At 67.9% G+C, this 25878-nt stretch carries 22 protein-coding genes; 16 read left to right on the top strand and 6 right to left on the bottom strand.

Going from position 1 to position 25878, the window contains the following annotated elements; translation table 11 throughout:
• On the top strand, positions 1-746 hold a 746-nt coding region (locus tag RDU24_RS14065; protein WP_374989782.1), incomplete at its 5' end, for a tetratricopeptide repeat protein.
• A gap of 33 nt (positions 747-779) precedes the next feature.
• Here RDU24_RS14065 and RDU24_RS14070 read toward each other — a convergent pair.
• The gene (locus tag RDU24_RS14070) at positions 780-2129 is read right to left on the bottom strand and encodes a tetratricopeptide repeat protein (protein ID WP_308736409.1); all 1350 of its coding nucleotides are present in this window, start codon (positions 2127-2129) and stop codon (positions 780-782) included.
• 320 nt (positions 2130-2449) lie between these two features.
• Here RDU24_RS14070 and RDU24_RS14075 point away from each other — a divergent pair, with 320 nt between their 5' ends.
• Positions 2450-3388, top strand: a complete 939-nt coding sequence (locus RDU24_RS14075; protein ID WP_308736410.1) for a flagellin N-terminal helical domain-containing protein — start codon at positions 2450-2452, stop codon at positions 3386-3388.
• Positions 3389-3484: 96 nt separating this feature from the next.
• Here the strand turns inward: RDU24_RS14075 and rnc are convergent, their stop codons facing one another.
• Entirely contained in the window at positions 3485-4186 is a 702-nt protein-coding gene (gene rnc / locus RDU24_RS14080) for a ribonuclease III (RefSeq protein ID WP_308736411.1), read from the bottom strand.
• Positions 4187-4212: 26 nt separating this feature from the next.
• On the opposite strand from rnc, the gene RDU24_RS14085 reads away from it, so the two are divergent.
• From RDU24_RS14085 to RDU24_RS14095, 3 genes are read left to right on the top strand one after another with little or no spacing between them, the layout of a single operon-like run.
• Positions 4213-6426 (top strand): acetate--CoA ligase family protein, encoded by a 2214-nt coding sequence (locus tag RDU24_RS14085; RefSeq protein WP_308736412.1) that lies wholly within the window; start codon positions 4213-4215, stop codon positions 6424-6426.
• Positions 6427-6471: 45 nt separating this feature from the next.
• Positions 6472-7560, top strand: a complete 1089-nt coding sequence (locus tag RDU24_RS14090; protein ID WP_308736413.1) for a phosphotransacetylase family protein — start codon at positions 6472-6474, stop codon at positions 7558-7560.
• Positions 7561-7590: 30 nt separating this feature from the next.
• Positions 7591-8124, top strand: coding sequence for a DUF3859 domain-containing protein (locus tag RDU24_RS14095; protein ID WP_308736414.1), 534 nt, complete (start codon positions 7591-7593; stop codon positions 8122-8124).
• A 69-nt stretch (positions 8125-8193) separates the two neighbouring features.
• On the opposite strand, the gene RDU24_RS14100 is transcribed toward RDU24_RS14095, so the two are convergent.
• Positions 8194-8475: a hypothetical protein gene (locus RDU24_RS14100; protein WP_308736415.1), complete on the bottom strand. Its 282-nt coding sequence runs from the start codon at positions 8473-8475 to the stop codon at positions 8194-8196.
• Between the two features lie 103 nt (positions 8476-8578).
• Between RDU24_RS14100 and RDU24_RS14105 the strand changes: the two genes are divergently transcribed.
• On the top strand, positions 8579-10744 hold the full coding sequence (locus RDU24_RS14105; RefSeq protein WP_308736416.1) for an amino acid permease: 2166 nt from the start codon (positions 8579-8581) through the stop codon (positions 10742-10744).
• Between the two features lie 30 nt (positions 10745-10774).
• On the opposite strand, the gene RDU24_RS14110 is transcribed toward RDU24_RS14105, so the two are convergent.
• Positions 10775-11290, bottom strand: a complete 516-nt coding sequence (locus RDU24_RS14110; protein ID WP_308736417.1) for a hypothetical protein — start codon at positions 11288-11290, stop codon at positions 10775-10777.
• Between the two features lie 45 nt (positions 11291-11335).
• Positions 11336-11758, bottom strand: coding sequence for a bacteriohemerythrin (locus tag RDU24_RS14115; protein WP_308736418.1), 423 nt, complete (start codon positions 11756-11758; stop codon positions 11336-11338).
• Positions 11759-12199: 441 nt separating this feature from the next.
• On the opposite strand from RDU24_RS14115, the gene RDU24_RS14120 reads away from it, so the two are divergent.
• The 9 genes from RDU24_RS14120 (at position 12200) to RDU24_RS14160 (ending at position 23366) form a co-directional block, all read left to right on the top strand.
• Entirely contained in the window at positions 12200-13282 is a 1083-nt protein-coding gene (locus RDU24_RS14120; protein WP_308736419.1) for a GGDEF domain-containing protein, read from the top strand.
• 67 nt (positions 13283-13349) lie between these two features.
• A complete protein-coding gene (locus tag RDU24_RS14125; protein WP_308736420.1) occupies positions 13350-15140 on the top strand; it encodes a HAMP domain-containing sensor histidine kinase in 1791 nt (596 codons plus the stop codon).
• Between the two features lie 139 nt (positions 15141-15279).
• Positions 15280-19374, top strand: coding sequence for an ABC transporter substrate binding protein (locus RDU24_RS14130; protein ID WP_308736421.1), 4095 nt, complete (start codon positions 15280-15282; stop codon positions 19372-19374).
• Between the two features lie 48 nt (positions 19375-19422).
• Positions 19423-20613: an MFS transporter gene (locus RDU24_RS14135; protein ID WP_308736422.1), complete on the top strand. Its 1191-nt coding sequence runs from the start codon at positions 19423-19425 to the stop codon at positions 20611-20613.
• Positions 20600-21328, top strand: coding sequence for a glycosyltransferase family 2 protein (locus tag RDU24_RS14140; protein ID WP_308736423.1), 729 nt, complete (start codon positions 20600-20602; stop codon positions 21326-21328). The genes RDU24_RS14135 and RDU24_RS14140 overlap by 14 nt, the downstream gene beginning before the upstream one ends.
• A gap of 204 nt (positions 21329-21532) precedes the next feature.
• The gene (locus RDU24_RS14145; protein WP_308736424.1) at positions 21533-21853 is read left to right on the top strand and encodes a hypothetical protein; all 321 of its coding nucleotides are present in this window, start codon (positions 21533-21535) and stop codon (positions 21851-21853) included.
• A 103-nt stretch (positions 21854-21956) separates the two neighbouring features.
• Positions 21957-22190 carry a hypothetical protein gene (locus RDU24_RS14150; RefSeq protein WP_308736425.1) on the top strand — a complete coding sequence of 78 codons (234 nt, stop codon included), beginning with the start codon at positions 21957-21959 and terminating at the stop codon, positions 22188-22190.
• Between the two features lie 139 nt (positions 22191-22329).
• On the top strand, positions 22330-22803 hold the full coding sequence (locus tag RDU24_RS14155) for a hypothetical protein (RefSeq protein WP_308736426.1): 474 nt from the start codon (positions 22330-22332) through the stop codon (positions 22801-22803).
• Between the two features lie 65 nt (positions 22804-22868).
• Positions 22869-23366, top strand: coding sequence for a hypothetical protein (locus RDU24_RS14160; RefSeq protein WP_308736427.1), 498 nt, complete (start codon positions 22869-22871; stop codon positions 23364-23366).
• On the opposite strand, the gene RDU24_RS14165 is transcribed toward RDU24_RS14160, so the two are convergent.
• Complete coding sequence (locus RDU24_RS14165) at positions 23363-24301, bottom strand: hypothetical protein (RefSeq protein ID WP_308736428.1); 939 nt, start codon at positions 24299-24301, stop codon at positions 23363-23365. The genes RDU24_RS14160 and RDU24_RS14165 overlap by 4 nt on opposite strands.
• Positions 24302-24445: 144 nt before the next feature.
• Between RDU24_RS14165 and RDU24_RS14170 the strand changes: the two genes are divergently transcribed.
• Complete coding sequence (locus RDU24_RS14170; protein WP_308736429.1) at positions 24446-25522, top strand: PEGA domain-containing protein; 1077 nt, start codon at positions 24446-24448, stop codon at positions 25520-25522.
• The last annotated feature ends 356 nt before the right edge of the window (positions 25523-25878 follow it).

Below are 25878 nucleotides of genomic sequence, written 5' to 3' on the forward strand. Positions count from 1 at the left end.
ACATTCAAATCGTGCAGCGCAGCTTCAACCTCAACGCCGTGGAAGTCTATTCGACCACAGCCAAACGCCTGGCCCTGGCGGCCTTCCACCTGCGCGACGAACGCGGCAGCGGCCCGCTGGAGGCGCTCAAGGCGCTGGATGAACCGGGCGGCCCAGACAGCGCCCGCGGCTCCGCCGATGAGCTTGCCCTCCGGGCCGTGGCCCTGAACCAGCTGGGCCGCTACGCCGAGGCCGTGGCCGCCCTGGACGCGCTGATGCTCGCCCGGCGCGACATGCCGCCCGCCGCCCGGGCCGACGCCTTTGTGGAACGCGGCCTGGCGCTGGCCGCCCTTGGGCATCAGGATCGCGCGGCGGAAGACTTTGCCGCGGCGCTGGCGCTGGAGCCACGGCACATCCCGGCGCTGCTGGCCCGGGCCGACCAGCTCTTCGCCCTGGGCCAGACCGGCGAGGCCGAGGCCGGATACTCCAAGGTCATCGCCATCGCGCCGGAGAACGTCCTGGCGCGCATCAACCGGGGCGTCACGCGCGATGAGCAGGGGCGCTTCGCCGAGGCCATCGACGACTTCACGCTGGCCCACCAGCTCGACCCGCTCTCCCCCGTGGCCTTGGTGAACCGCGGGGTGTCGCGCTCCCAGGCCGGGGACATGCCCGGCATGTGCTCAGACTACGAGGCCGCCTGCCGGCTGGGCGCGTGCGCAAGGCTCCAGTCCGCGCGGAGCATGGGCTTCTGCCTGGATGCGAAGTAGCGCCCCCGGCTTGGGGAGGCGAAAGGCGGAGGGCTAGCCCCCGGCTTTGATCTTGGCCAGAAGCCGCTTGGAGCCGTGATGGTGGGGGTCGATCTCCAGGGCGACCTTGAGGAACTCCTTGGCCGCCTCGACGTGCTTGCACAGGTGGTAGGCGCTGGCGATGTTGAAGGCCACCACGGCCGCGGTGCGGAAGAACTGCGGGTCGGTGCGCAGCACCTGCTCGTAGCAGTCCACGGCCTGGCGGTGCTGCTGGCCGTCGGCGTAGGCCAGGCCCATGTTGTAGAGCACGCGCTCGTCGCCGGGCACCACGGTGAGGGCCTTCTTGTAGTTCTCGATGGCCTCCTTCCACTTGCCCTGCTGGCGCAGGGCGATGCCCAGGCGGTTGAAGGTCGCCATGTCTTCCTTGGTCAGGTTGTCGCCCTTCATGTCCAGGATCTTGACGTAATACTTCTCGGCCATGGCCGGGGAGGCTTCGGCCACGCTCTCGGCGATGCCCGCCACCACCTGCTCCACATAGCTTGAGGCCTCGCGCTGGGCGTTGGCGATGGCCTCGCCGAAGTAGGCGTCGGCCTTGTCCATTTCCTTCTTGCGCACGTAGACCTTGCCGATCTCGCACTTGCGCTCGGTGTTCAGCGGGCTGATGACGTCGAGCTTCTTCAGGTAGTGCAGGTAGTTGTCGTCGTCCTCACCCTGGTGCACGCCTGCCAGCTTCTTCAGGGGCTCAAGGTACAGGGCCGCGCCCTGGTGGGCCTGCTCGTAAGAGGCGATGGCCTCCTCGCGCTTGCCCTCGATGAGCAGGGCGTCGCCCATGATCATCAGCGCCACAGGGCTGTTTTCCTTGATCTTCAGGATGGCCTTGCTGATGAGCTTGGCCTTGACAGTGTCGCCCAGGTCCAGCAGGCGCTTGGCCTCCTGCACAAGCTGGCTCAGCTTGCCCTGGGGCTTGATGGCCCCGGCCATCTTTTCGATGAGCGTGTCCACGCTCACGGGCTTGGTCAGCACGCTGTCCACGCCGATCTCGAACAGCTGGGACAGGGCTTCCTTGCTTGTCTCCTGGGTCATGACGAGGACCCTGGCCTCGGAGAAGGCTCCCTTCACGCCGCGCAGGAAATCCAGGGTGGGCAGGCCGCGCAGCAGGCGGTCGGCCAGGACCAGCACCGGGGACGGAACCTTGCCCCCCAGGTGGTCGCGCACGCTCTTCAGGGCGCTGCCGGGGTCCTGGAAGACCTCCAGACAGTCAGCCTTCACGCCCAGGGTCTTTAAAATAGTGGTGCGCAGGGTGCGCACGAAAAGCGGGTCGTCTGAAAGCATGACCAGGGAGCCTCGCTGCGTCTCCAGAAATTCGCGGAGATCCTGATCGTACTTTGGGGGGGACGTGATCATGTGCAATTCCTCCAGCCTCCGGGGCACGGGCCTTCCCCGCCAAGCCCGGCGGCAAGCATCAACTTTCTATGTATTACACACCCAAAGGCCGGCTGTCGAGGCCGCTACGTACGCATTTACGTGCAGAAAATGCAGCCCAGCGGCCGACAGCGGCCTGACGCGGCGGCATCTTTTTCAGTCCCGTCGGCGCCATCACGAACAAGTCTAGACAATCTCGCTACACACAACATGCTTAATTAAAAAGTAAATATTATGTTGGCACGCCCGGTGCATTTAGGGCCGCAAAAGGGAATGTTTTTTCGAACAAGGAGGTTTACGTCATGTCTTTGGTGATCAATCATAACTTGATGGCGATGAACGCCACCCGCAACCTGCAGAGTTCCTACGGCGCCCTGGCCACCTCGACCAGACGCCTGTCCTCGGGACTGCGCGTGGGCAATGCCGCCGACGACGCCGCCGGCCTGGCCATCCGCGAACTCATGCGCGCGGACATTAAGAGCATGAACCAGGGCATCCGCAACGCCAACGACGCCATCTCCATGATCCAGGTGACGGACGGCGCGCTGCAGATCATCGACGAGAAGCTCATCCGCCTCAAGGAGCTTGCCATGCAGGCCTCCACCGGCACCTACTCGTCCGACCAGCGTCTGATGATCGACTCCGAGTACCAGGCCATGTGCTCGGAAATCACGCGAATCGCCAACGCCACGGATTTCAACGGCATCTATCTGCTGAACGGAAACCTTTCGGGGAATTCCGCCACGCACAACGGCAGCGGCATCAACTCCACCGGCGCGCTGAAGATCCACTTCGGGTCCGGCAACGACTCCGCGGAGGACTACTATTACGTGGCCATGGGCACGGCCACGGCCTCGGCCCTGGGCATCGGGCACCTGGCGGGCGCCAAGTTCGCCACGACCGACGCCCGCTCTGGCACCGCGGCGGACAACGCCGGCAAGTCCATCTCCACCCAGGATCTGGCGCAGCAGACCCTCGGCGCCCTCAACCAGGCCATCATCTCCAAGGACAAGATCCGCGCCAGCCTGGGCGCCATTCAGAACCGCCTGCAGAACACCATCACCAACCTCTCCATCCAGGCGGAGAACATGCAGGCCTCCGAGTCGCGCATCTCCGACGTGGACGTGGCCCAGGAAATGACCGAATTCACCCGCCAGCAGATCCTCTCGCAGTCCGCGGTGGCCATGCTGGCCCAGGCCAACTCCCTGCCCAGAATGGCCATGCAGCTCATCCAGGGCTAGGGCTAGAGCGACAGCGACAACGGCTTCAAGGCCGGGAGGGGCGACCCTTCCGGCCTTTTTCGCGTCAAAGGCATGGGGAGTGGCGGCGCCGGGATTCTAGGCGTCGCTCCGGGGCCGCAGGGTCGCCAGCGCAAGCGCCGCCGCAGCCTGCTCGGCCTTCTTCAGGCTGCCGCCCTCGGCCAGGAAGCGCTGACCGTCCGGCAGGACGACCTCCACGGCGAAGACCTTGCTGTGCTCCGGCCCGCTGGCGTCGGCCAGATTGTAAACAGGCCGCTCGCGGTGCGTCTCCTGGGTGATCTCCTGCAGGCGGCTCTTGTAGTCCTTGGCCGGGGGCACGCTGGCCGTCTCTGGAAAGCGCGGGCCGAGCAGGCGCAGCACCAGTTCCCGCGCGGCCTCGAAGCCGCCGTCCAGGAACACCGCTCCCAAGAGCGCCTCCACGGAGTCGGCCAGGAGCCCGTCGCGCTCGCGGCCGCCCTGGGCCTCCTCGCCCCGGCCCAGCCGCAGCGAGCGGTCCAGGCCGAGAGAGCGCGCCACCTCGGCCAGGGTGGTGGTCTTGACCAGGCGGGAGCGCACCTTGGTCAACCGCCCCTCGTCGGCGTCGGCGTAGCGCAGGAAGATCTCCTGGCTCACGCACAGCTCAAGCACCGCGTCGCCCAGAAACTCAAGGCGCTCGTTGCTCTCGGCCGGGCAGCCCCGCTCGTTGGCCCAGGAGCTGTGCGACAGCGCCAGTTCCAGCAGCTTGACTTGCCGGAAACGATAGTGGATATCTTCCTGTACAGTCGTGAGATTCTCGTCCATCAACGCTCCCTGGAAGGCCCGCACCCATGTCCCACGATCCCCTTGACCTGACGCCGCTTTTCGAGCCCGCAGCCGTGGCTGTGGTGGGCGCCTCGCGCAGTCCGGCAAAGGTCGGCGGGTTGGTGCTCGCGAACCTCATCGCCGCAGGGTACAAGGGCCGCGTGTATCCCGTCAATCCCGAGGCCGCGCTGCAGGGCAAGGACATCATGGGCCTGCCCGCCGTGTCCTCCGCCGCCGAGCTGCCCGACGGCCTGGACCTGGCCGTCATCTGCCTGCCCAGGGAGCAGGTGCTGAGCGAGATGCGCATCCTGGCCGACAAGGGCGTGCGCGCCGCCATCGTGCTGGCCGCGGGCTTCCGCGAGACCGGGCGGCTGGGCTTCGAGGCCGAGATGGAGCTTAAGCGCATCGCCACCGAGGCGGGCATGATCCTGCTCGGCCCCAACTCGCTGGGGCTCATCAGCACCGGCTGCGGGCTCAACGTCAGCTTCGCCATTGGCCAGCCGAAACCCGGCGGGGTGGCCTTTTTTTCCCAGTCCGGCGCCATGTGCGTGGCCGTGCTGGACTGGGCCATGAGCCTGGGCATCGGCTTTTCGCGCTTCGTGAGCCTGGGCAACAAGGCCCTGCTCGACGAGGCCGCCGTGCTGCGCCACCTGGGCCAGGACCCGCAGACCAAGGTCATCCTGGGCTACTGCGAGAGCGTGGAGGACGGCCCCAGGTTCATGGCCGCGGCCGCCGAGGTCTCGGCGCGCAAGCCCGTGCTCATGCTCAAGGCCGGGAGCACTGCGGCCGGAGCCCGGGCCGTGTCGGCCCACACCGGCGCCATTTCCGGCTCGCCCGCGGCCTACCGCGCGGCCTTCCTGCAGTCGGGCCTGCTGCAGGTGGACGAGTCGTCCCGGCTCTTCGGCCTGGCGCAGGCCTTCGCCACCCAGCCCCTGCCTGCCGGGCCGGGGCTCGCCATCCTCACCAACTCCGGCGGGCCGGGCATCCTTGCCGCCGACGCCTGCGCCGCCAGCTCGCTGACCCTGCCGCGCCCGTCCACCGACACCCTGGCCCGCCTGACGGAAATCCTGCCGAGCTTCGCCTCGGCGTACAACCCCGTGGACCTGCTGGGCGACGCCGGACCGGAGCGCTACGCCGCCGCCCTGGAGGCGCTCCTGGCCGACACCCAGACCCACGCCGTGCTGGTGCTGTTGACCCCCACGGCCCAGGCCCGGCCCGAGGCCACCGCCCGCGCCGTCATCGAGGCCGCGAACGGTCCGCTGAACATCACGGGAAAGCCCGTGGCCGCCTGCTTCATGGGCCGCGAGGCCGTGCGCGCCGGGCGCGAGCTGCTGCAGGAGGCGGGCATCCCCTGCTACGATTTCCCCGAGCCCGCCGTGGAGGCTCTGGACGCCCTGTACCTGCACTTCCGCCGCACCCGGCACGACCCGCCGCCCGCCACCTCCTGCGATGGCGAGGCCAGCCTGGAAGTCGGCGGCTCCTGCGACGCGCCCTGGGACGAGGAGGCGCGCTACATCGTGGAGCTGGCCAAGACGCGCGGGCTGGTCGAGATCACCGGCGTCGAGGCCCTGGAGGCCGCGCACGCCGCTGGGCTGCCGGTGCTGACCACCGGGCTTGCCCGCACCAGCGACGAGGCCGTGCGCCTGGCCGGGGAGATCGGCCTGCCGGTGTCGCTCACCCTGGCCACGCCAGAGGCAGGCCCCATGGCCGGAGCCTGGACAGGGGCAAGGCCCGGAGACGGCCAGGACCAGGCGGAAATCTTTGCCCGGCTGAACGACGAGGCGGAAGTCCGCCACGCCTTTCTGGCCCTCACCAGCCGCGCCGCGCGCCTGCGGCCCGAGGCCTACGTCACCGGCTGCCTGGTGCAGGCCGCGCCGGGCCTGCCGGACTCCGGCGGCTTCAACCTGGTGGTGGGCTTCACCCGCGACCCGCAGTTCGGCCCGCTGGTGTCCTTCGGGCTGGCCGGGGTGTCGAGCGAGCTCCTGGGCGACGTGTCGTACCGGCTGGCTCCGCTCTCCCCGCAGGACGCGCGCGAGATGCTGCGCGAGGTGCGCTTCTATCCGCTGCTGCGCGGGGCGCGCGGCGGCGCGGTGGTTTCCTTGAGCGAGCTTGAGCGGCTGCTCATGGCCGTGTCGCGGCTGGCCCTGCGCCTGCCGCTTCTTGTGGGCGCGGATTTTTCGCCGGTGCTGGCCGGTCCGGGCGGCGTGCACGTCGCCGGGGCCAGGCTCGTCCTCGGCTGACGCATGGCCAAGATATAGAACAAGACTGCACAGAAGGAGGGCGTCATGCCCGGACTCTACATCGGCTCCACCTCCGGCTATTCCGGCAAAAACACCATCACCGTGGGCCTGGGCCTGGCCTTTCAGAAGGCGGGGCTCAAGATCGGCTACATGAAGCCCGTGGGCGCCATGCCCGTGGAGACAGACGCCGGACTGGCCGACGAGGACGCGCTGTTCGTGCGCCAGGCCCTGGGCCTGGACGACGACCCCGCCCACACCCCCACCGCCATGACCCCCATGGTCGTGACCCACGACTTCAAGATGGACGCCTTCGAGGGGCGGCTGGCGGGCGCCCAGGACGGCGGGCTCATGGCGCAGGTGAACGCGGCCTACCAGGGCCTGGCCCTGGGCCGCGACGTGATGCTCGTGGCGGGCAGCGGCAGCATGTACTCCGGCAAGTACTCCGGCCTGGACGCCGTCGGCATGGTCAAGACCCTGGGCGTGAAGGCACTGGTCATCGACCGCTTCGAGAAAGAGCTGAACTACGACCTGCTGCTCATGCTCAAGGAGCAGATGGAGGGCGGCCTCGCGGGAGTGGTCCTGAACGACGTGCCCCCGACCTTCCTGGAGGAGGTGAGCGCGCACCTAGCCCCGTTCCTGGAGAGCCGGGGCATCCCGGTGCTTGGCATCCTCCCGCGCGACCCGCTCATGGGCTCCATCACCGTGGGCGATTTGGCCACCCGCCTGGGCGGCAAGGTCATCAGCGCGCACCACAAGACCGACCGCGTGGTCTCGCAGTTCCTCATCGGCACCATGCAGGTGGAAAACTTCATGCTGCACTTCCGCAAGAAGAAGAACGCGGCGGTCATCGTCGGCGGCGACCGCTCAGACGTGCAGCTGGTGGCGCTGGAGGGCGACTGCCCGTGCCTGGTGCTCACCGGCAACCTGTACCCCAACGATGTCATCCTCACGCGCTCGGAGGTGCTGGAGACCAGCATCATCATCGTGCGCGAGGACACCTTCACCGTGGCCAAGAAGATGGAAAACCTGCTCACCCGCCACAAGATGCGCGACGCCGTCAAGGTGCGCCAGGGCGCGGAGCTGGTGGCCAAGCACCTGCGGCTGGACACGCTGCGGGCCAGCCTGGGGGTATAGCCCCCTGACCAGAAACCGAAGGAGGCCGACATGAAACGCACCCTCTTGCTGGCGCTGGCCGCGCTCCTGGCCATCGCCGGACTGGCCGCCCCGGCCTACGCCAAGGCCAAGCAGGCCGCGGCCCCGCAACCCAAGGTCACGGCCGTCAAAGTGCTGGAATTCGGCGTCTACACCTCCACCGTGGAGAAGCGCGAGAACTCGCCCACCATCGCCGACGGCATCAAGGACCGCGCCAAGGACTTCAAGCTGGTGCGCAAGTCCACCCTGGTGGACGCGAGCCTGGGCATCGGCATCGGCATGAAGTACGTGCTGCGGGGCACGCCCAAGGGCGCGGCGGTGAACATCGACGTGGTGGTGCGCCACCCGCGGATGGTGAACCCCGACACCGGGGAGGCCATGACCGAGAGCAGCGCCAGCTTCGAGCGCGTCATCGGCACGCCGGAGTACGCGGTGTGGAGCTTCGACACGCCCGAGGGCCTGGTGCCCGGCGAGTACGTCATCGAGCTGGCGCTCGAGGGCAAGGTGCTGGCGAGCAAGGTCTTCCGGGTGAAGGTCAGGGAGTAGGAAGCGGCGATCGGCCGCGCTCCTTCATAATGACGGCGTTCAGCCGCGCTGGCGCACGTCGACCTGTTTTCAGCCGCGCTTCTTCACATCGCCCCGCCAGGCGTTGTGCCGGGCGCAGCAGCCCTGGCCCACGAACAGCGGCGCCAGGTCCACGCCAGCTTGCGGGCGCACCACCAGCGCGCAGACGTAGCGCGCGCCTGTCCATTCCAGCGCCGGGCAGCGCGGGGTGTAGCCGTACACCGCGTGCGACACCTCGCAAGGGTTGTCCAGGCAGCACCAACCGCAGCCCACGCAGTCAAGCGGCGGCAGGCCGGGGTCCTTGGGGCTGAAGAATTCGTCGTTGTCGAACATGGACGTTTAGATAGGCCAGGCCGGGACGGAAGGCAACCGCGCCGCAAATCCCGTATCGAACAGGTCACAGGACCCCTGAAGCACCGAACGAGGCCCCCGGAACATGGACACCGCGCGCAAAGGATTCGGCACCTTTGGCGGAGTATTCACGCCCTGCACGCTGACCATCCTCGGCGTCATCATGTTCCTGCGCCTGGGCGAGGTGGTGGGGCAAAGCGGGTTCGTCAACGCCCTGATCATCCTGTTCACCGCCAAGGCCATCACGCTGCTGACCACGGCGTCGCTGGCGGCCATCTCCACCAACACGCGCATCAAGGGCGGCGGCGCGTACTTCATGATCAGCCGAAGCCTGGGCGTGGAGTACGGCACCGCCATCGGGGTGTTCTTCTTCCTGGCCCAGGCCATCTCGGCGGCCATGTACATCATCGGCTTCACCGAGGCCTTCTTCCAGATCTTCCCCTGGTTTCCCGCGTCGACCCTGGCCGTGGCCACGGCCATCAACGCCATCACCTTCGTCTGCGTGTTCATCGGCGCGGGCTGGACCATCAAGGTCCAGTACCTCATCCTCGCGGCCCTGGTCCTCTCTATCCTGTCCTTTGTGGCCGGGGCCGGGCAGGAGGCCTCCATGCAGACGCTCCTGGCCAACGCCAACGCGGGCTACGTCGGCGGCGAGTCGTTCTTCAGCATGTTCGCGCTGTTTTTCCCGGCGGTCACGGGCATCATGGCCGGGGCCAACATGTCCGGCGACCTGCGCGACCCGGCCAGGGCCATCCCCGGCGGGACCTTCGCCGCCATCGGCTTCACGGGGGTGGTGTACTTCCTGATGATCCTGCTGCTGGCCGCGGCCAACCCCAGGCCGGAGCTCATCCTGAACAGCATGGTCATCCGCGAGAACGCCCTCTGGCCGCTGCTCATCACGGTGGGCATCTTCTCGGCCACCCTGTCCTCTGCCCTGGGCAGCATGATGGGCGCGCCGAGGATTCTCCAGTCCATCGCCAGGGACGGCGTGTCCCCCTGGCTGAAGCCCCTGGCGCGCATCTCCGGGGGCGAGCCCAGGCACGCCACGGTCCTGACCTTCGTCATCGCCCAGGGGGCCGTCATGGCGGGCAACCTGAACACCATCGCCCCGGTCATCACCATGTTCTTCATGATCACCTACGGCACGCTGAACCTGGCCTGCTTCTACGAGGCCTATTCGCGCAACCCGAGCTTCCGGCCCAGCTTCCGCCTGTACAGCTGGGGCACGGCGCTGGCGGGCAGCCTGAGCTGCCTGGTGGTGATGTTTCTTATCAACGCGCTCTGGGCGCTGGTCTCCATCTGCGCCATGGGGCTCTTGTTCTGGGCCGTCAGCCGGGCCGAGATCGAGGCCCGCTGGGGCGACGTGTCGAGCGGGGTGGCGCTGGAGCGCGTGCGCACGGCCCTGCTGGCCCTGGAGGACGAGCGCTACCACCCCAAGAACTGGCGGCCCATCATCCTGGCGCTGTCCACCACCTCCTGGACGCGCACCAACCTGGCCCAGTACGCCTACTGGCTGGCCGCTGGCCGGGGCATCCTGAGCCTTGGCCAGGTGCTGCACGGGGAGATCGAGAGCAAGATGGACGTCAAGGCCCGGGCGGAGCGCATGCTGCGCAAGTACATCGCCGAGGAGGAGCTGGAGGCCTTCCCGGTGGTGGTGGTGGAGGCCGGGCTGGAGGAGGGCCTGAAGGCGCTGCTGCAATGCCACGGCATCGGCGGCATCAAGCCGAACACGCTGGTCATCGGCCTGAAGGAGGCCGCCCAAAGCCCGGCGGACTTCTTCATGACCATCTCCCACGCCTTGTTCTTCCAGAAGAACGTGGTCTGCGTGCGGCAGAACGAGGGCCTGGCGCGCTGGAGCGCGCACGGCACCGAGATCGCCCTTTGCTGGGAGGGGGCGCGGGACGGAGTCTTGATGCTCCTGTTCGCGCACCTGATGAAGCTGAACAAGGAGTGGAGAAACCACGAGATCTCGGTCTTGTGCAGGGCCACCCCGCAGACGGACAGGGCCAACCTGCTCGAAAAGATGCAGGGCATCCTCGAGCTGGCCCGCGTGAACGCGAAGATCGCCATCGAGGACGAGGCCGACTGCTCGAAAGAACAGCGCGCCGCGCGCCCGGGGCTGACCATCCTCAGCATGCCCAGGCCCGCGGGCAAGCCCGAGGAATACGTGCAGACGCTGCTGAAGCGCGTCGAAGGCCTGGGCGACACCATCCTCATCGCCTCCGCCGGCCACGTGACGCTCGACTCCTAGCGCGCGGGCGCCGGCCCGGCCCCTGCCGACCTAGCCCTTGCCGGGCAGAAACGTCACCCGCAGAAAATCCGGGCTGAAGAAGCGCAGGGGGTTGTCCACGGTGCTGTCCGGCAGCAGGTGGTACCAGCGGTAGCCCAGCTCGCGGAACTGCGCGCGGGCGCTGCGGAGGTGCCCCGTTTCCGAGGCGGCGGCCAGGGCGGCGTCGCGCTGGCAGCGGGAGGCCGCCACGGGCAGCAGCAGGCGCGGGTGGAAGCCCCAGCGCGACATCATGCGCTTGAGCCGCCGGTACTCGCGGTAGCGGCAGTAGCCGTCGGCCAGGCACAGCAGCCCCAGGCCGAACCAGCCCGTGGCGGGCAGCGCCAGGCACAGCCCGGCCAGGAGCGCCCCCTGGGCCAGCAGCTCCAGGCCGAAATGGGCCAGGCCCGCGCCGACCATCACCGAAAGCGAGCCCGTGGCGTGCGGCAGGGGCGCGACGCGGAACAGGTAGCGGTGGACGGATCCGGCCAGGGCTTTGAGGCGGGAGGCAAGTGTGCTCGACGGGTGCATGACGCTGCCATAGCCGACAAGGGGCGGCAGGGCAAGGCGCGGGCCTCAGCGCAGCAGGGGGTCGGGCGAGGCCTTTTTCTTGAGGTATTTGCGCAAGGTCTGGTCGACTCCCAGGGTGTGCCCCTTGAACCAGCCGGCCACAAAAGACAGAAAATCCTCCACCGAGACGTCCAGGCCGTTGATGTAGTCGCGGTAGAACGACAGGGCGGACGTGGTGCAGTCCTCGTGGCTGGACAGCTGCAGGAAGTACTCGGGGTAGTCGGTGGAGTCCATGAGGTCCTGCTCGGTGCTGAAATGCTCCTGGGCGTAATCGGAAAAGGCCCGGATGAGCGCGCCGATTTCCTGGCGGCCGCCCCTGCGGGCGGTGGCCTCGGCGATGCCGTTGATGAGGGTGACGAGCTGCCGGTGCTGCGCGTCGATGACCTCATGGCCGATGGCCATTCTGTCGTCCCAGTCCAGATAACTCATTGTCTTCGTGCTCCTGTCGCCATCGAATTCCAGGCCTCGTTGATACATCTGCCATGCCCGCCTGTCCAGTCATCGCACATTGCCCCGGGCATCCGCAAATCCGCCCCAGGCTGCCCCAAGGCCCGCAACGACCTGTTTCAGTCGTTGACGCCTGCCCCCGCAGGGGGTAAATAGTCATAGGGCACATCCGGTTCAACTGGAGCGCATGCTGCCTCATGTTCCGGGCAGAGTCCCGCCACGTCGGCCTGGACGGATACGCCTGGGTGGACTGCCCGGCCTGCGCCACCGAGGCTCCGCTCCCGGCAGTACCAGGCGCCGAGCTGGCGCTGGGCTTTGACAAGCCCGCTGGCACACTCGCTCCGGCAAGGGCAACCAGGCAAAAGTGGCATATTCCGTCTTGGATTCCACGCTTCGATGCTCTACACTGACCAAGAGGTTCCGATGACCAAATCCAAGAGCACGCACGCCAGCCACGGCCTGGACAAGGTCCATGAAATCCTTGAACGCTTCGGCGTTCCCGGAGACGCAGACTGGATGGCCGTGGTGCTCTTCGTGCGCAACCTCGTGGGAGAGATGGACCTCTTTACCGAGAAGCAAAAGGCCGCCATCCAGGCCCGCATTTTTGAGCAGATGGCCACAAAGCCGCTGAACAGACAGCGCTTCGACTCCGTCATATCCTCCATCGAAGGCTTCCTGCTGAACAGCTCCAAGGTGGCCGACCTGCGCGACCAGCTCAAGGCGGAGCGCGAAGGCTCAAGCGCCCTGTACTCGGAAATGAACCGCGTGGTGCAGGAGATTCAGGCCAGCAGCCAGAGTCGCCAGACCAGCCTCCAGCGCATGGGCAAGGACACAGAGGAGCTCATCAGCAACGAGGGCAACAAGACCGAGGTGGTGCGCCGCTTCCGCGGCATGATCACCGAGATGGTGGCCCAGGCCAGAGAGGAGGCCCGCTCCTGGGAGGAACGCGCCAAGCAGATGGAGCGCACCGCCAACTTCGACCCGCTGCTCAGCGAACTGTACAGCCGCCGCGCCCTGGACGCCCAGCTGGAGGCGGCCATCGACCGCGCCAGGCAGAACAACAGCGCCCTGTCGCTCATGTTCCTCGACGTCGACCATTTCAAGACCGTCAACGACACCTTCGGCCATGTCACCGGCGACGGCGTGCTGCGCGTGCTGTCGGCCATCGTCTCGGCCCACGCCTCGCAGTTCAAGGGCTACGCCGCCCGCTTCGGCGGAGAGGAGCTGGTGGTGATCTGCGAAGGGCTCGACGAGGAAACCGCCGTGGTCCGGGCCGAGGCCATCCGCCTGGACGTGGCCAACTGCCCCTTCCAGCCCCAGATCGAGGGACCGGCGCAAGTCGAGCCCGTGTGCGTCACCGTGAGCATCGGCGTGGCGCAACTGAAGCCCAGGCAGTCGGCCAGCGACCTCATCCTGGCCGCGGACCAGGCCATGTACTCCGCCAAGATCAACGGCCGCAACCTGGTCATGGGCCACAGCAAGCTCACCCCGGGCCGCAGCGCCTGAACAACGGCCCGACAGGAGGCCACAAGCATGCCCGGGCAAAGGCCCGGACCAAAGCAAAGGACCTTTCATGCCCAGAGTCCAGTCGATCCAGATGCGAGTGTTGTTGTGGGGTTGGGGCGTGCTCATCGTCGGCCTGGCCGTCGCCTTCTGGCGCTACAGCGCCTCCCTGGACGAGGAGACCGCCAGGGACTTCGAGCGCGAGACCCTGACCCGCCTGGATACCGTGCAGTGGCTGCTTGACCGTGGCGGCCCCTTCAAGGAGCCGCGCGACCGCCAGGACTTCCTGCACACGCTGGCCAACAACATGGGCATGCGCATCACCCTCATCCAGGGCGCCAGCGTCCTGGCCGACTCCTCCCGCGCCTTCGACGACCTGGCGAAGATGGACGACCACACCGGCCGCCCGGAAGTCGCGGCGGCCCTGGGCGGCGAGCTGGGCAAGGCCACGCGCCACAGCGCCACCCTGGACCGCGACATGATCTACATGGCGCGCAAGCTTTCCACGCCGGAGGGCCAGCCTGAAACCGTGCTGCGCCTGGCCGCGCCCGTCAACCAGGTGCGCATGCACATGCAGCGCATGCGCTGGGCGCTTCTGGCCGCCGTCATTCCGCTCCTGCTGGGCTCCGGCATCCTGCTCTACCTGCTCTCGCGCACCATCACGGCGGGCATCGCCCAGTTCACCGAGGCCGCCCAGGCTATCGGCGAGGGCGACTACCGCCGCAGGATCCTCTTCTACCCCGCGGCCGAGTTCCAGCCCCTGGCCGAGGCCATCAACCGCATGGCCAAGAAGATCAAAAAGAACGTGAAGGTCATCGAGAACCAGCGCGGCGAGCTTTGGGCCATGTTCGAGGGCATGACCGAAGGCGTCATGGTGCTCGACACCGGCGGGCGCATCCTGCACGTGAACCCGGCGCTTTCGGCCATCTTCCCGCGGGCGCAGGAGTTCATCGGCCGCGCCCCGCTGGAGGCCACCATGAGCCTCGAAATCCAGAACCTCGTGGACACCCTCATGGCCGGGGAAACCACCGAGCCCGTCAGCAGGCAGATCGAGCTCAAGGACCGGCACTGCGCCGAGATGACCGTGGTGCCCTTCCGCGACCACAAGTTCCGGCCCAGGGTCATCCTCATCTTCCACGACACCAGCGAGCAGAAGCGCGTGGAGCGCGTGCTGCGCGACTTCGTGGCCAACGCCTCCCACCAGCTGCGCACGCCGCTCACCAGCATCCGCGGCTACGCCGAGACCCTGCTCGACGCGCCGCCGACCGACGAGGCCAAGCGCCGCGAGTTCCTCGACATCATCCGCGCCAACGCCGTGCACATGTCCAAGGTCATCGCGGGCATGTTCGCCCTGGCCAAGAGCGAGAGCGGCGGCAAGCGCCCCAAGGACCTGGACGCCAGCGTTCCCCAGGCCCTGGAGCACGCGCTCATGAACTCCACCTTCGCCGCCCAGGAGAAGGACATCACCCTGGCCGTGGAGGCGCTGCCGGAAGACCTGCCGCACGTGGCGGCCGATCCCGACGGGCTGCTCCAGATCGCGGACAACCTGCTCGACAACGCCATCAAGTACTCGCCCCAGGGGTCGAGCGTCCGCATCACGGCCCACAGCGACGGCCAGAGCGTTACCTTGCGCTTTACGGACCAGGGGCCGGGCATCAGCGAGGAAGACCAGAAGCGCGTGTTCGAGCGCTTCTTCCGCGCCGACAACAACGACGTGGACGGCGCGGGCAGCGCCGGGCTCGGCCTGGCCATCTGCAGGCACATCGCCCGCAACTACGGCGGCGAGGTCTGGGTGGACTCTCCCGCGGACAAGAACACCGCTTCCGGAAGCACGTTCAGCGTGCGCCTGCCCGTGGCCTGAGCAGGCCGCGGGTCGACCGGCGAGGTTGGTTGCGTAGTCGCCGGGGGTGGCGCTCGCCGCGCCGAAGGTGTAAGGTAGCGTGTGTTCTGGAACCCGCCAGGCACGCAACGAGGGCAAACAACCACCACAAGAGCTCCTGATGGCCGCCACCAGACGCTACTTTCACACGTGCGGCACCTATCCGCTCCTCTGCGCCATTTTGACGCTCGGGCTGCTGCTGTGCTGCGCGCCCGCCAGCCAGGCCGCCCTCAGCCAGTCCACCCCGCAACGGCACGTCCTCGCCCTCCACGCCTACCACCAGGGCTACCAGTGGACGGACACCATCCAAACCGGCGTGGCGATGACCCTGGCCCGACTGGCTCCGGAGGCCATGGTCCATGTGGAGTACATGGACACCAAGCGCCAGCCGCCGGAGAAGAGCTTCGACCTGCTGGCCGAGTTCTACGCCAAGAAATACGCAGGCTTCCGGCCTGATGTCATCCTCGCCAGCGACGACAACGCGCTGGACTTCCTGCTCGCCTATCGCGACCGCCTGTGGCCGGGCTCGCCCGTGGTCTTCTGCGGCGTCAACGACTACCGGGAGGGCCGCCTGCGGGGCCAGCGCGGCTTTACCGGCGTCAGCGAGCGCGCCGACATCCGGGGCACCATCGAGGCGGCCCTCAAGCTCATGCCCTCCATGCGGCGGCTGGTGATCATCACCGACTCCACGGAAACCGGCCAGTACAACCGCACGAACTCCCTGGCGGCGACGCAGGAGTTCCTGGGCCGGTTTGAGGTGCAGGAGATCGCCGGTCGGCCCTTCGGCGAGGTGGCCTCGACCCTTTCCACCCTGTCCCCGGACACGGCCATCCTGCACATGGGCCTCTTCCGCGACCCGGACGGCCAGAGCATGAGCGTGGCGGAGTTCATGGCCTTCACGCGGAAGGGCACGCCACAGCCCATCTTCGGGGTTTGGGACTTCCTGCTCGGGCATGGCGCGGTGGGCGGCGTGGTCGTCAGCGGCGAGCACCAGGGCCAGGCCATGGCCGAACTGGCCGCGCGCATCCTCGCCGGGGAAAACGTGGACGACATCCCGCCGGTCACGCAAAGTCCCAACAAGCCCATGTTCGACTACCGCGAGATCGTGCGCCAGGGCTTCTCCCTCGAAAACCTGCCCAAGAACAGCCTCATCGTTTACCAGCCCCAGGGCCTGTGGGATATTTACCGGCCCTGGCTGCTGCTGCTCGGCTCGTTGTTCACGGTCATGGCCGCCACCATCGGCCTGCTGTGGATAAACATCCTTCGCCGCCGCCGGGCCGAGGCCCAGCGCCGCACCTCGGAAAGACGCTCCCGCGAATTCATGGACGCCTTGAGCCTCGCCGTTGTGGAGCTGGACCTGGACGGGCGCATCGTCTTCGCCAACCCGGGCAGCTACGTCCTCAGCGGCGCGCCCGCGGGCAGCCTTCCCGGCAGGAGCATCCTCGACCTGGCTGCAACGGACGAGGCGCGCCAGGCCATCGCGGGCGTTCTGGCCGCTGCCGCCGCCGGGCTGCGGCAGCCGGGCTCCGTTGTGGCCCGCCTGGACCGTTTTGACGGAGGCCAGGCCGAGCTCAAGGTGGACTGGCTCTGCCTGCGCGACACGGAAGGACAGGTCACCGGCTTTCTGGCCGCCGCCACGGACCTGACCGACCTGCGCCGGACCGAGCGCGAGCGCGAGGCGCAGCACCGCTTCACCACCGACCTCATGAACGCCAACCCCACGCCCATCTATGCCAAGGACAAGGAAGGCCGCTACGTCCGAGTCAACCGCGCCTTCTGCGAGTTCGTGGGACTCATGGAGGCGGAGATGCTGGGACGACGCATTTCCGACCTCAAGGACAGCGAGTTCGCCGGGCGCATCGCCGACCTGGACGAGCGGCTGTTCGCCCACGGCGGGCAGCAGGTCTTCGAGGCCCAGACCGCGAACAGCCAGGGCCAGCTGCGCGACCTGCTCTTCATGCGCTCCCTGTACTTCGACGCCCAGGGCAAGCCTGAAGGCATCGTGGGCACCATGACCGACATCACCGCACGCAAGCGGACCGAGGCCGACCTGCGCGAGAGCCGCGAGAAGTACCGCGTCATGCTCGAAAGCGTGCCACTGGCCCTCGCCGTCACCGACACGGAAGGATGCTTCCTCGAGATCAACCGCGCCGCCGAAGCACTCTTCGGCAGCCAGCGCGAAAAACTGCTGCACCTGCTGCCGCTCGAGCGCGAGTTCACCGTGAACCACCTGGACGGCACACCGCTCGGAGCGGGCGAATACCCGAGCGTGCGCGCCGTCCGGCAGCAGCAGATCATCCGGGAGGAGAACCAGATACATCGGGCGGACGGCTCCGTGCGCATCGTCCAGGTCACCGCGGCGCCCCTGCCCCTGCACGGGTACGGGGCCATGCTGGCGATCATGGACATCACCGAGCGCAAGCGCCTGGAGCAGGTCATCCAAAGCCGCCTGTCCGCAGTCACCAGCCCCCCGGGCGAGGTCCCGGACCTCTCCTTCACCGACCTCTTCGACCTCGGCGACATCCAGGCCGTGCAGGACGCCTTCGCCCAGGCCGTGGGCGTGGCCTCGCTCATCACCGCCCCGGACGGAACCCCGCTCACCAGGCCGAGCAACCCCAGCGGGCTGTGCCTGCTCCTCCAGAACTCCATCAACGGCTCCAAAGCCTGCGAAGCCGCCACCCAGGACCTCATCGGCCTGGAAGCCCAGCCAGGGCCGCACATCTGCCCGTCCAGCGGCCTGTACACCGGCGTGGCGCCCATTCGCGACGGCAACCGCGACGCGGACCATCCCGAGGGCCACATCCTGGCCCACTGGTTCATCTGCCAGGCGCGCCCGGAAGGCGCCGACCTGGTCAAGATGGCGGAGAGCGCCAAGGACCTCGGCCTCGACCCGGCGGAATACAGGAAACACCTGGAGGTCGTGCCGGTCATGTCACGTCGGCGCTTCGAGGAAGTGAACACGGCCCTCAACCGCATCGCGGAGCAGTTCTCCGAGCTGGCCCGCAGGAACATGCAGCAGGCCCGCTACATAGGCGAGCGCGCGCGCGTGGAGGAGGCGCTCAGCAAGGCCAAGGAGGACGCAGAGGCGGGCAGCCTGGCCAAGAGCGAGTTCATGACCAACGTGAGCCATGAGATCCGCACGCCGCTGCACGGAGTCCTCGGCATGCTCCAGCTGCTGCAGACCACGCCGCTCGGCGAAGACCAGTCCGAATACGTGGACAAGGCGATCTACTCCGCTCGCGCGCTGCTCTCGGTCATCAACGACATCCTGGACTTCTCCAAGATCGAGTCCGGCACCCTTGAGCTGTCCCTGGAAACCTTCGACCCGGCTCAGCTGGTGCGGGCCTGCGCGGCCGTGTTCGACGACCAGGCCCGGCGCAAGGAGCTTGCCCTGTCCGTGCACCTGTCGCCCGGGCTGCCGGGGCGCTTGCTGGGCGACCCCGGAAAGATCCGCCAGATCCTGTTCAACCTGCTGGGCAACGCGGTGAAGTTCACCGACCAGGGCGAGGTCGCCATCGAGGTGGACAGCCTGCCGCAGGCCGACGGCAAGTGCGTGCTCCTGCTGACCGTCGCCGACACGGGCGTGGGCATTCCCGAGGAACGCCAGGGAGACGTGTTCGACCCCTTCACCCAGGCCGAGCCCGCCTTCACCAAACGCTTCGCCGGCACCGGCCTGGGCCTCGCCATCGTGCGCAAGCTCACCGCGCTCATGGACGGCGGCATCACCCTCGAAAGCGCGTCGCAAAAGGGCACCAGCATCAGCCTGGCGCTGCGCCTGGAGCAGGCGGAGCACGCCGACGGGCCGGGCCTGCGCAAGAAGTTGCCCATTCTCCGCCCCCTCAAGCTGCTCCTGGCCGAGGACAACCCCATCAGCCAGTTGGCCGTCAAGAGCTTTCTGCAGCGCGCCGGGCATGAGGTGCACACTGCCGTCAACGGCCTGGAGGCGCTGAAGCTTCTGGAAGCCACGAAGTACGACGCCGTGCTCATGGACATCCAGATGCCTGAGATGGACGGCATGGCTGCCACCAAGGCCATCCGCGAGCACGACGGCACCCTGTTCGACCCGGGCATCCCCATCATTGCGCTCACCGCCTATGCCCAGCTGAGGGAGCGCAAGGCCTTCCTCGAGGCCGGCATGAACGCTGCCATCGCCAAGCCCCTGGAGCTCACCGACATCCTTGAGGCCCTGGCCCAGGTTCTGAACAGCAAGGCCTGAGTCCGGAGGCGCGGCGCCCGCGCCCACCACTGAACCCAAGGCAAACGCGTGCCCGAAGCATCCCAGGCCAAGCCCCAGCTCCTTGCCGCCCAGGCCAGGCGCATGCTCATCTTCCTCATCGTGCTCACCGCGGCCTCCCAGATCGGCATGCAGGGCTGGATCACGCTGTTCAACAACTTCGCGGTGGAGCGCGCCGGATTCGGCGGGTTCGAGGTCGGGCTGGTGCAGGCCGTGCGAGAGATCCCCGGCTTCCTGTCGCTGCTGGTGGTGTATGTGCTGCTGGTGCTGCCGGAGCATCGCGTGGCGGCCCTGGCCATCACCGTCCTGGGCCTCGGCGTGGGGCTGACAGGGCTGTTCCCGAGCTTCTGGGGGCTCACCGCCACCACCCTGGTCATGAGCTTCGGGTTCCACTACTACGAGACCCTGAACATGTCGCTGACCCTGCAGTATTTCGACCGCGCCGAGGCCCCGCTGGTGTTCGGGCGGCTGCGCAGCGTCACCGGCATGGCCAACATCGCGGTGGGCCTGACGGTGCTTCTGGCCTCGCGCGGGTTCGACTTCGCCGGAATCTACGGCATGCTGGGCTGCGTGGTGGCCCTGGCCGGACTCTGGGCGCTGACGCGCGACCCCTCGCACGCGGGCGTGCCGGTGCAGCGCAAGAAGATGCTGCTGCGCAGGAAATACACCCTCTACTACATCCTGACCTTCCTGGCCGGGTCCAGGCGGCAGGTGTTCCTGGCCTTCGCCATCTTCCTGCTGGTGCAGAAGTTCAGCATGAGCCTCGCCGAGATCACGGGCCTGTTCATCCTGAACAACGCCATCAACGTGGTGGCCAACCCGCTCATCGGCCGGGCCATCAACCGCTTCGGCGAGCGCGCCCTCTTGACCTTCGAGTACTGCGTTGTCACAGTGGTTTGCGCGGCCTACGCCTATTCGGACTCGAAGCTCCTGGTGTGCGGCCTGTACGTGCTGGACCAGCTGGTGATCAACTTCGCCATGTGCATCACCACCTATTTCCAGAAGATCGGCGACCCGCAGGACATCGCGCCGACCATGGCCGCGGGCTTCACCATCAACCACATCGCCGCCGTGGTGGTGCCGGTGCTTGGCGGCGCCCTGTGGCTGTGGAGCTCCAAGCTGGTGTTTCTGGGCGGCGCGGGGCTCGCGCTCTGCTCGCTTGCGGCCACGCAGTTCATCCGCACCCACCGCCAGAAGGAGGTGGAACATGCCCAAGGCTAGTCCCGACATGCTGTTCAGCGTCATCACGCCGAGCATCGGCACCCGGCCGCGCGCCCTGGCCCAGGCCATCGGCAGCGTGGAGGCCGCCGTCGAGGCGGCCCGCGCCACCCAGGGGCTCGACCCCGCGCGGGTGGAGATGCTGGTGGGCTTCGACGCCGTGGACGGCGCGCGCCCGTCAAGCACGCTGGCGAACCTGCGCTTCTTCGTGCTGCCCAGGCCGGCCTGCGCCACCTGCGGCTTCGGCAACCACATCCGCGATGCGCTGATGCGCGGGGCCAAGGGCCGCTACCTGCTCTTCCTCGACGACGACAACGCCCTGGCCGAGGGCGCGCTGGCGGCCTTTCTGCCGCATGTGGAGGCGGCCGCCCCCCCGGAGCTGCTCATCGGCCGGGTGGACACCAGCCGGGCCTTTGACGTTCCCTTCCTGCCCCGGCCCGCGCCCGCCGGGACCGACCCCGTCGCCGAGGCCATCCGGCAGGGCAACATCGACCCGCTGTGCCTGTGCATCGCGCGGGAACTGGCCGTTGTGCGCGGCCGCGGCTGGGCCGACGAGGGCGGGTACGAGTCGGACTACCTGAACATTCGGCGCTACCACCGCCGGGCGCGCGGCGTGGTGCTCCTCGACGCCGAGGTGGGCGTGTACGACGCCGGGCGCGGCCTTGATCCGCAAGGGCTGAACCCGCGCCAGGCGCGCGCGGAACAGGCTAGCGAATAGCGACATTCTTGCGCGTGCTGCGCAATCTTTGCGCGCCGCAGGCCATACCCGCACCGGCCATAAAAAATAAATCCATTTCCTGCGGCATGTTACGTCTTGGCACGGGCTATGCTTTTCTTCACCCGTCGCCGCATGGCGCACAGGATGAACATACCCGGCCAAGCGCAGTCCCAACACGACAACACCATTGCAAGGAGCTTGAACATGTTGAAGAAATTCGCCGCTGCCGCCCTCGTGCTCTCCCTTGCCGTTCCCGCCTTCGCCCAAGGTCCCAAGACCCCGGGCCTGGACAAGCGTGAGGCCAACATGGAGAAGCGCATCGAGCAGGGCAAGGCCTCCGGCCAGCTGACCGAGAAGGAAGCCGCCCACCTGGAAAAGCGTGAGGCCAAGCTGGAAAAGGCCGAGGAGCGCGCCAAGGCCGACGGCGTGGTGAACAAGAAAGAGCGCATTCGCCTGAACAAGAAGGCCGACCGCCTGAGCCGCGACATCAAGCGCGAGAAGCACGACAAGCAGGTCGCGCAATAGAACTGGGCTTTGGCCCTGGCGACCGCCTCATCGGCGCCGGGGCTTTTTAGTGAAGCAGTACTCCGTGTCCCAAACCCTCTACCCGCACACCAGGAGTCACACCATGAAGAAGCTTATCCTTGCCGCCCTGATGCTCTCCCTGGCCATTCCCGCCTTTGCCGCCGCTCCCGCCACCGCTCCCTCCGCCGAGCCCAAGGCCGAGGTGAAGATGGAGAAGAAGGCCGAGGTCAAGGCCGACATGAAGGCCGAGAAAGCCGAGAAAAAGGAAATGAAGGCCGAGAAGAAGGCCGCCAAGAAGGCCAAGAAGGGCGAGAAGAAGGCTGAAAAGGCCGAGTAAGCCCCAGAACAATCTCCGGCACCAGCCCCTCCCCAGGCGGCGCGGTCTCCTCCGGGGCTGCGCCGCCAGCTTTTTTCCGCGTTGCCTGCGCCAGTCAGTTGTGGCATTCTCCGCCACACTCTCCCCTGAAGGACGGCGCATGTCCAAAAAGCTCCTCTCCAGCTTGACCAGCGGCCAGGCGATCATGGCCATGAACCTCGCGCTCGTCCTGCTCATGGTCCAGGGCTCCTGGGACATCCTGCGCCAGTACGACAGCATCGCCATGGTTCAGGCCGCCATGGAGAACATCCTCCAGGGCCTGAGCACCATTCTGGTGGCCTACGGGCTGGTGCTGCAGGAGCGCGAGGCCCTGCTCAAGTTCCTGAAGCTCTACCCGTACGGGCTCAGCCCGCGCCAGTCGCGCGTGGACGCCCACTGCAGCGGCTACGGCCTGGCGGTTATCCTGGTGGGGATGCTCGTCAGCGTGGCGGTGTACCTGATCCGCATGCCGGACCTGGACATCGTGGACTTCGACCCGGCGCTCATTGTGCTGGGCGCGCTTGCCTGCCTGACGGGCGCGGGGCTGCTGGCCCGGCTCAGCTGGCTGCTCTGGCGCGACCCCAAGGAGAGCTGAGCCATATTGCCCCCGCCCGCCCCGTGTGGCATTCTGCAAGAAATCTCTTCATGAAGGACATCGCCATGACCAAGAAGCTGATCCCGGCCCTGACCAGCCGCGCCGGACTCATCGCCATGAGCGTCTTGTTCGGCCTGCTCATGATCCAGGGCGCCTGGGACATTCTGGAGGATGTTCGCTCCATCGACCAGCACCAGCACGCCATGGAAGAGATACTGGAAGGCCTGGGCACCATCCTGGTGGCCTACGGCGTGACCCTTGAGGAGCGCGAGACCCTGCTCAAGTTCCTTGGGGTCTACCCGGACGCGCACACGCCGCAGCAAGCCCGCGTGGACCACCACTGCCACGGCTACGGGCTGTCGCTGTTGCTGCTGGGACTGTTCGCGGAGGTCGCGGTCTACCTGGTCCGCATGCCGGACATCAACACCGTGGACTTCGACCCGGCGTTCATCATGTTCGCCACGTTCCTGTGCCTCACGGGCGCGGCCCACCTGGCCAAGCTGAGCTGGCTGCTCTGGCGCGACCCCGAGCTCGCCCAGCCCGCCGAGCCGGTCTCCTCCTAACCCTCCAGGCCCGGCAACAGCCGCAACAGCCCCTCGGCGTCCTCGGCCTGGCCCAGGTCGCGCACGCTCACCCCGTCCAGGGCCTCTCCGGCCAGGCCCAGGGCCAGCCGCGCCGCGCGCTCCAGAAACGCCAACTGGGCGCGCACCTCCGGCCCGTGCACGTGGGCGAAGCGCAGCCCCTGGGACATGAGCGTCTCGTAGTTGCCGCGCGCCAGCGCCTCCTCCATGAACTCCGCCTGGCGCAGCTGGGTGAGCAGCGCCTGCCTGCGCGCGGCCAGCTCGCGCCGCAGGTCGGGCTTCCGCCCTGGCTCGGCGCCCAGGTCCTCCAGAAAGCCCGCCGCCCAGGCCATGAGCCCGGGCAGGTCGTCGGCGTCGGTCTCGGCCCGCTCCAGCAGGGTGGACAGGAAGAACACGCGCTCCGGCGTCCAGGCCAGGCGGCAATGGCGCAGGAGCGCCCCAAGCTCGCTGGCCAGCGCCGGCGGGCAGCGCCGGGCCAGAATGGCCCGCAGCTCCGCCGGGGCAGTGGCCTCCGGCCGCAGGCGGCGCACAAAGGCGCGCAGGCCGGGCTCCGAGGCGGCCAGTTCGACCCGCGAGCCGTCCGGCAGCAGGGCAAAGGCCCGGCCCGGCCCCGCCGCCAGCTCCGAAACCAGATCCGCCAACGATTCCGCGCCCGCGGCGTCCAGGTCCGCCCGGCAGAGCGCAGGCTCCAGCTCCCGCACGAGCGCGGGCCCGGGCGAGAGCAGCAGCGCCAGGAGCGCCGCGTGCTCCGAGGCCTCCGGCTCGGCGGCCAAGAGCGCCAGGGCAGCGCGGCCGTCCGTCTCGCCCAGGGCCATGCACAGCGTCTCCAGCGTGGCCTGGTCCTGGGCCAGCCCGGCACTGAGCACCGCCCGGATCTCGTCCGCCAGTTCCCGCGTTCTCCCGTCGTCTGCAAGCATGCCGCCTCCCCGTATTCAGGCAAGCATAGCCTGGGCCGATGCCCCGGGCAAGGCTGCGGATGCTCTGGCTTCCCCACAAGTCTTGTGATAGATGTCCGCTTCAACAAAACCGGCGCCGCACCCCGCACCTTGAGGAGAACCCCCATGAGCACGATGAAAACCATGACCCGGCTCGCCGCCCCGTTCCTCAGCCTGCTGCTGGCTGCCTGCGCCCCGCAGATCGCCATGCAGACCGTCCCGGTGTCCACCGACCCCGGCGAGGCCAGCGTGCTGGTGGACGGCAACCCCACCTGCACCTCCCCCTGCCAGGTCAGCCTGGCGCGCAACCAGGACCACATACTGACCCTGAAAAAGGACGGCTACCGCCAGCAGGACGTGCTCATCAAGCGCCAGTACCAGACCAACAAGGTGCTGCTGAACGCGCTCAACCAGGGCGCGCAGTCCAACAACTTCTTCCACGACGGCTGGATGGGCGCCAACGCCGGCGTCATGTCCATCAACAGCCAGGAGGACACCGGCGAGGCCTACGTGCTCACGCCCTCCACCGTGAGCCTGCGCCTGACCCCCGCGAGCGGCTTCCCGTCCAGGGCCACGGCGGAACACGTGCGGCAGTCCCTCGCAGGCGGCCTCTCGCCCCTGGAGACCTTGGCCGCCAGCGACCAGCAGATGCTGGAGAACGCGCTGGAAGGCACCCGCAGCGGCCAGGCCACCACCTGGAACAACCCGGACACCGGCGCGAGCTTCTCCGTGGTGCCCGACCCCGCCCGCGAGACCGCTACCGGCGGCGTGGCGCGCGGGTTCACCCTGGGCGTGAAGCAGAACGGACGCACCGCCACGGGCCACTACTCCGGCCATCGCGTGGGACGCGGCGAGTGGGCCGTTGGCGGCATGGACACCCCGGTGGCGGACAACGCCCCCCTGAACGCCCCCAACGCGGACGCCGTCTCCAGCACGGGCGGGCCGGACCAGGGCGCCCAGGACATCACCCGCCAGGAGACCATGCGCGCCCTGGGCGAGACCACCTGGCCCAGCGTGGGCAAAACCTGGGACGTGGGCTCCTCCGGCTCCAGCCACACCAGCACCAGCACCACGGCCATTCCGGGCGGCACCTCCACCCGGACCACCACCACTTCCACCAAAACCTCGGTCTCCGCGGGCGTGCACGCCAGCCCCGGCGCCATCTTCAGCGTGCTCGACGCCCTCATGGGCAGCGGCAACTAGCCCGCCTGCCCGCCGACTCGTTCCCGGCGGCTCCGGCCCCGATCCCCGGCCTCACCCCGGCGATCAGGCCGGAGTCGTTGGCCTGCGCGTTACCCAGCCGACATACCTGCCCCGGACAAGAACGAGCGAGCGAGCGACCGCAAGAAGCGTCGCCTCCGGGCGGTCGCCACCTGTGGCGGCAGGGTCTCCCATCGACCATACCGATGCCGAATTGAAGCCCGCCCCTGCGCACTGTGACGCCCACACACAGGGACCAGCGTAGGCCTGAAAAATAGTTTTCGCGCAACCCCCTGATTTTGATTCACCGGGCATTTTTCCGCTACGTAACAACACAAAATTTTGCGCCCCCCCCCTGG

The sequence above is a fragment of the Humidesulfovibrio sp. genome, from assembly GCF_031082295.1.
GTDB lineage: Bacteria > Desulfobacterota > Desulfovibrionia > Desulfovibrionales > Desulfovibrionaceae > Humidesulfovibrio.

Excerpts from the sequence above, each read along its gene's own strand:
- RDU24_RS14070 (WP_308736409.1), bottom strand. The coding sequence starts at position 2,129 with ATGATCACGTCCCCCCCAAAGTACGATCAGGATCTCCGCGAATTTCTG.
- RDU24_RS14075 (WP_308736410.1), top strand. The coding sequence starts at position 2,450 with ATGTCTTTGGTGATCAATCATAACTTGATGGCGATGAACGCCACCCGC.
- rnc (WP_308736411.1), bottom strand. The coding sequence starts at position 4,186 with ATGGACGAGAATCTCACGACTGTACAGGAAGATATCCACTATCGTTTC.
- RDU24_RS14085 (WP_308736412.1), top strand. The coding sequence starts at position 4,213 with ATGTCCCACGATCCCCTTGACCTGACGCCGCTTTTCGAGCCCGCAGCC.
- RDU24_RS14090 (WP_308736413.1), top strand. The coding sequence starts at position 6,472 with ATGCCCGGACTCTACATCGGCTCCACCTCCGGCTATTCCGGCAAAAAC.
- RDU24_RS14095 (WP_308736414.1), top strand. The coding sequence starts at position 7,591 with ATGAAACGCACCCTCTTGCTGGCGCTGGCCGCGCTCCTGGCCATCGCC.
- RDU24_RS14100 (WP_308736415.1), bottom strand. The coding sequence starts at position 8,475 with ATGTTCGACAACGACGAATTCTTCAGCCCCAAGGACCCCGGCCTGCCG.
- RDU24_RS14105 (WP_308736416.1), top strand. The coding sequence starts at position 8,579 with ATGGACACCGCGCGCAAAGGATTCGGCACCTTTGGCGGAGTATTCACG.
- RDU24_RS14110 (WP_308736417.1), bottom strand. The coding sequence starts at position 11,290 with ATGCACCCGTCGAGCACACTTGCCTCCCGCCTCAAAGCCCTGGCCGGA.
- RDU24_RS14115 (WP_308736418.1), bottom strand. The coding sequence starts at position 11,758 with ATGAGTTATCTGGACTGGGACGACAGAATGGCCATCGGCCATGAGGTC.
- RDU24_RS14120 (WP_308736419.1), top strand. The coding sequence starts at position 12,200 with ATGACCAAATCCAAGAGCACGCACGCCAGCCACGGCCTGGACAAGGTC.
- RDU24_RS14125 (WP_308736420.1), top strand. The coding sequence starts at position 13,350 with ATGCCCAGAGTCCAGTCGATCCAGATGCGAGTGTTGTTGTGGGGTTGG.
- RDU24_RS14130 (WP_308736421.1), top strand. The coding sequence starts at position 15,280 with ATGGCCGCCACCAGACGCTACTTTCACACGTGCGGCACCTATCCGCTC.
- RDU24_RS14140 (WP_308736423.1), top strand. The coding sequence starts at position 20,600 with ATGCCCAAGGCTAGTCCCGACATGCTGTTCAGCGTCATCACGCCGAGC.
- RDU24_RS14145 (WP_308736424.1), top strand. The coding sequence starts at position 21,533 with ATGTTGAAGAAATTCGCCGCTGCCGCCCTCGTGCTCTCCCTTGCCGTT.
- RDU24_RS14150 (WP_308736425.1), top strand. The coding sequence starts at position 21,957 with ATGAAGAAGCTTATCCTTGCCGCCCTGATGCTCTCCCTGGCCATTCCC.
- RDU24_RS14155 (WP_308736426.1), top strand. The coding sequence starts at position 22,330 with ATGTCCAAAAAGCTCCTCTCCAGCTTGACCAGCGGCCAGGCGATCATG.
- RDU24_RS14160 (WP_308736427.1), top strand. The coding sequence starts at position 22,869 with ATGACCAAGAAGCTGATCCCGGCCCTGACCAGCCGCGCCGGACTCATC.
- RDU24_RS14165 (WP_308736428.1), bottom strand. The coding sequence starts at position 24,301 with ATGCTTGCAGACGACGGGAGAACGCGGGAACTGGCGGACGAGATCCGG.
- RDU24_RS14170 (WP_308736429.1), top strand. The coding sequence starts at position 24,446 with ATGAGCACGATGAAAACCATGACCCGGCTCGCCGCCCCGTTCCTCAGC.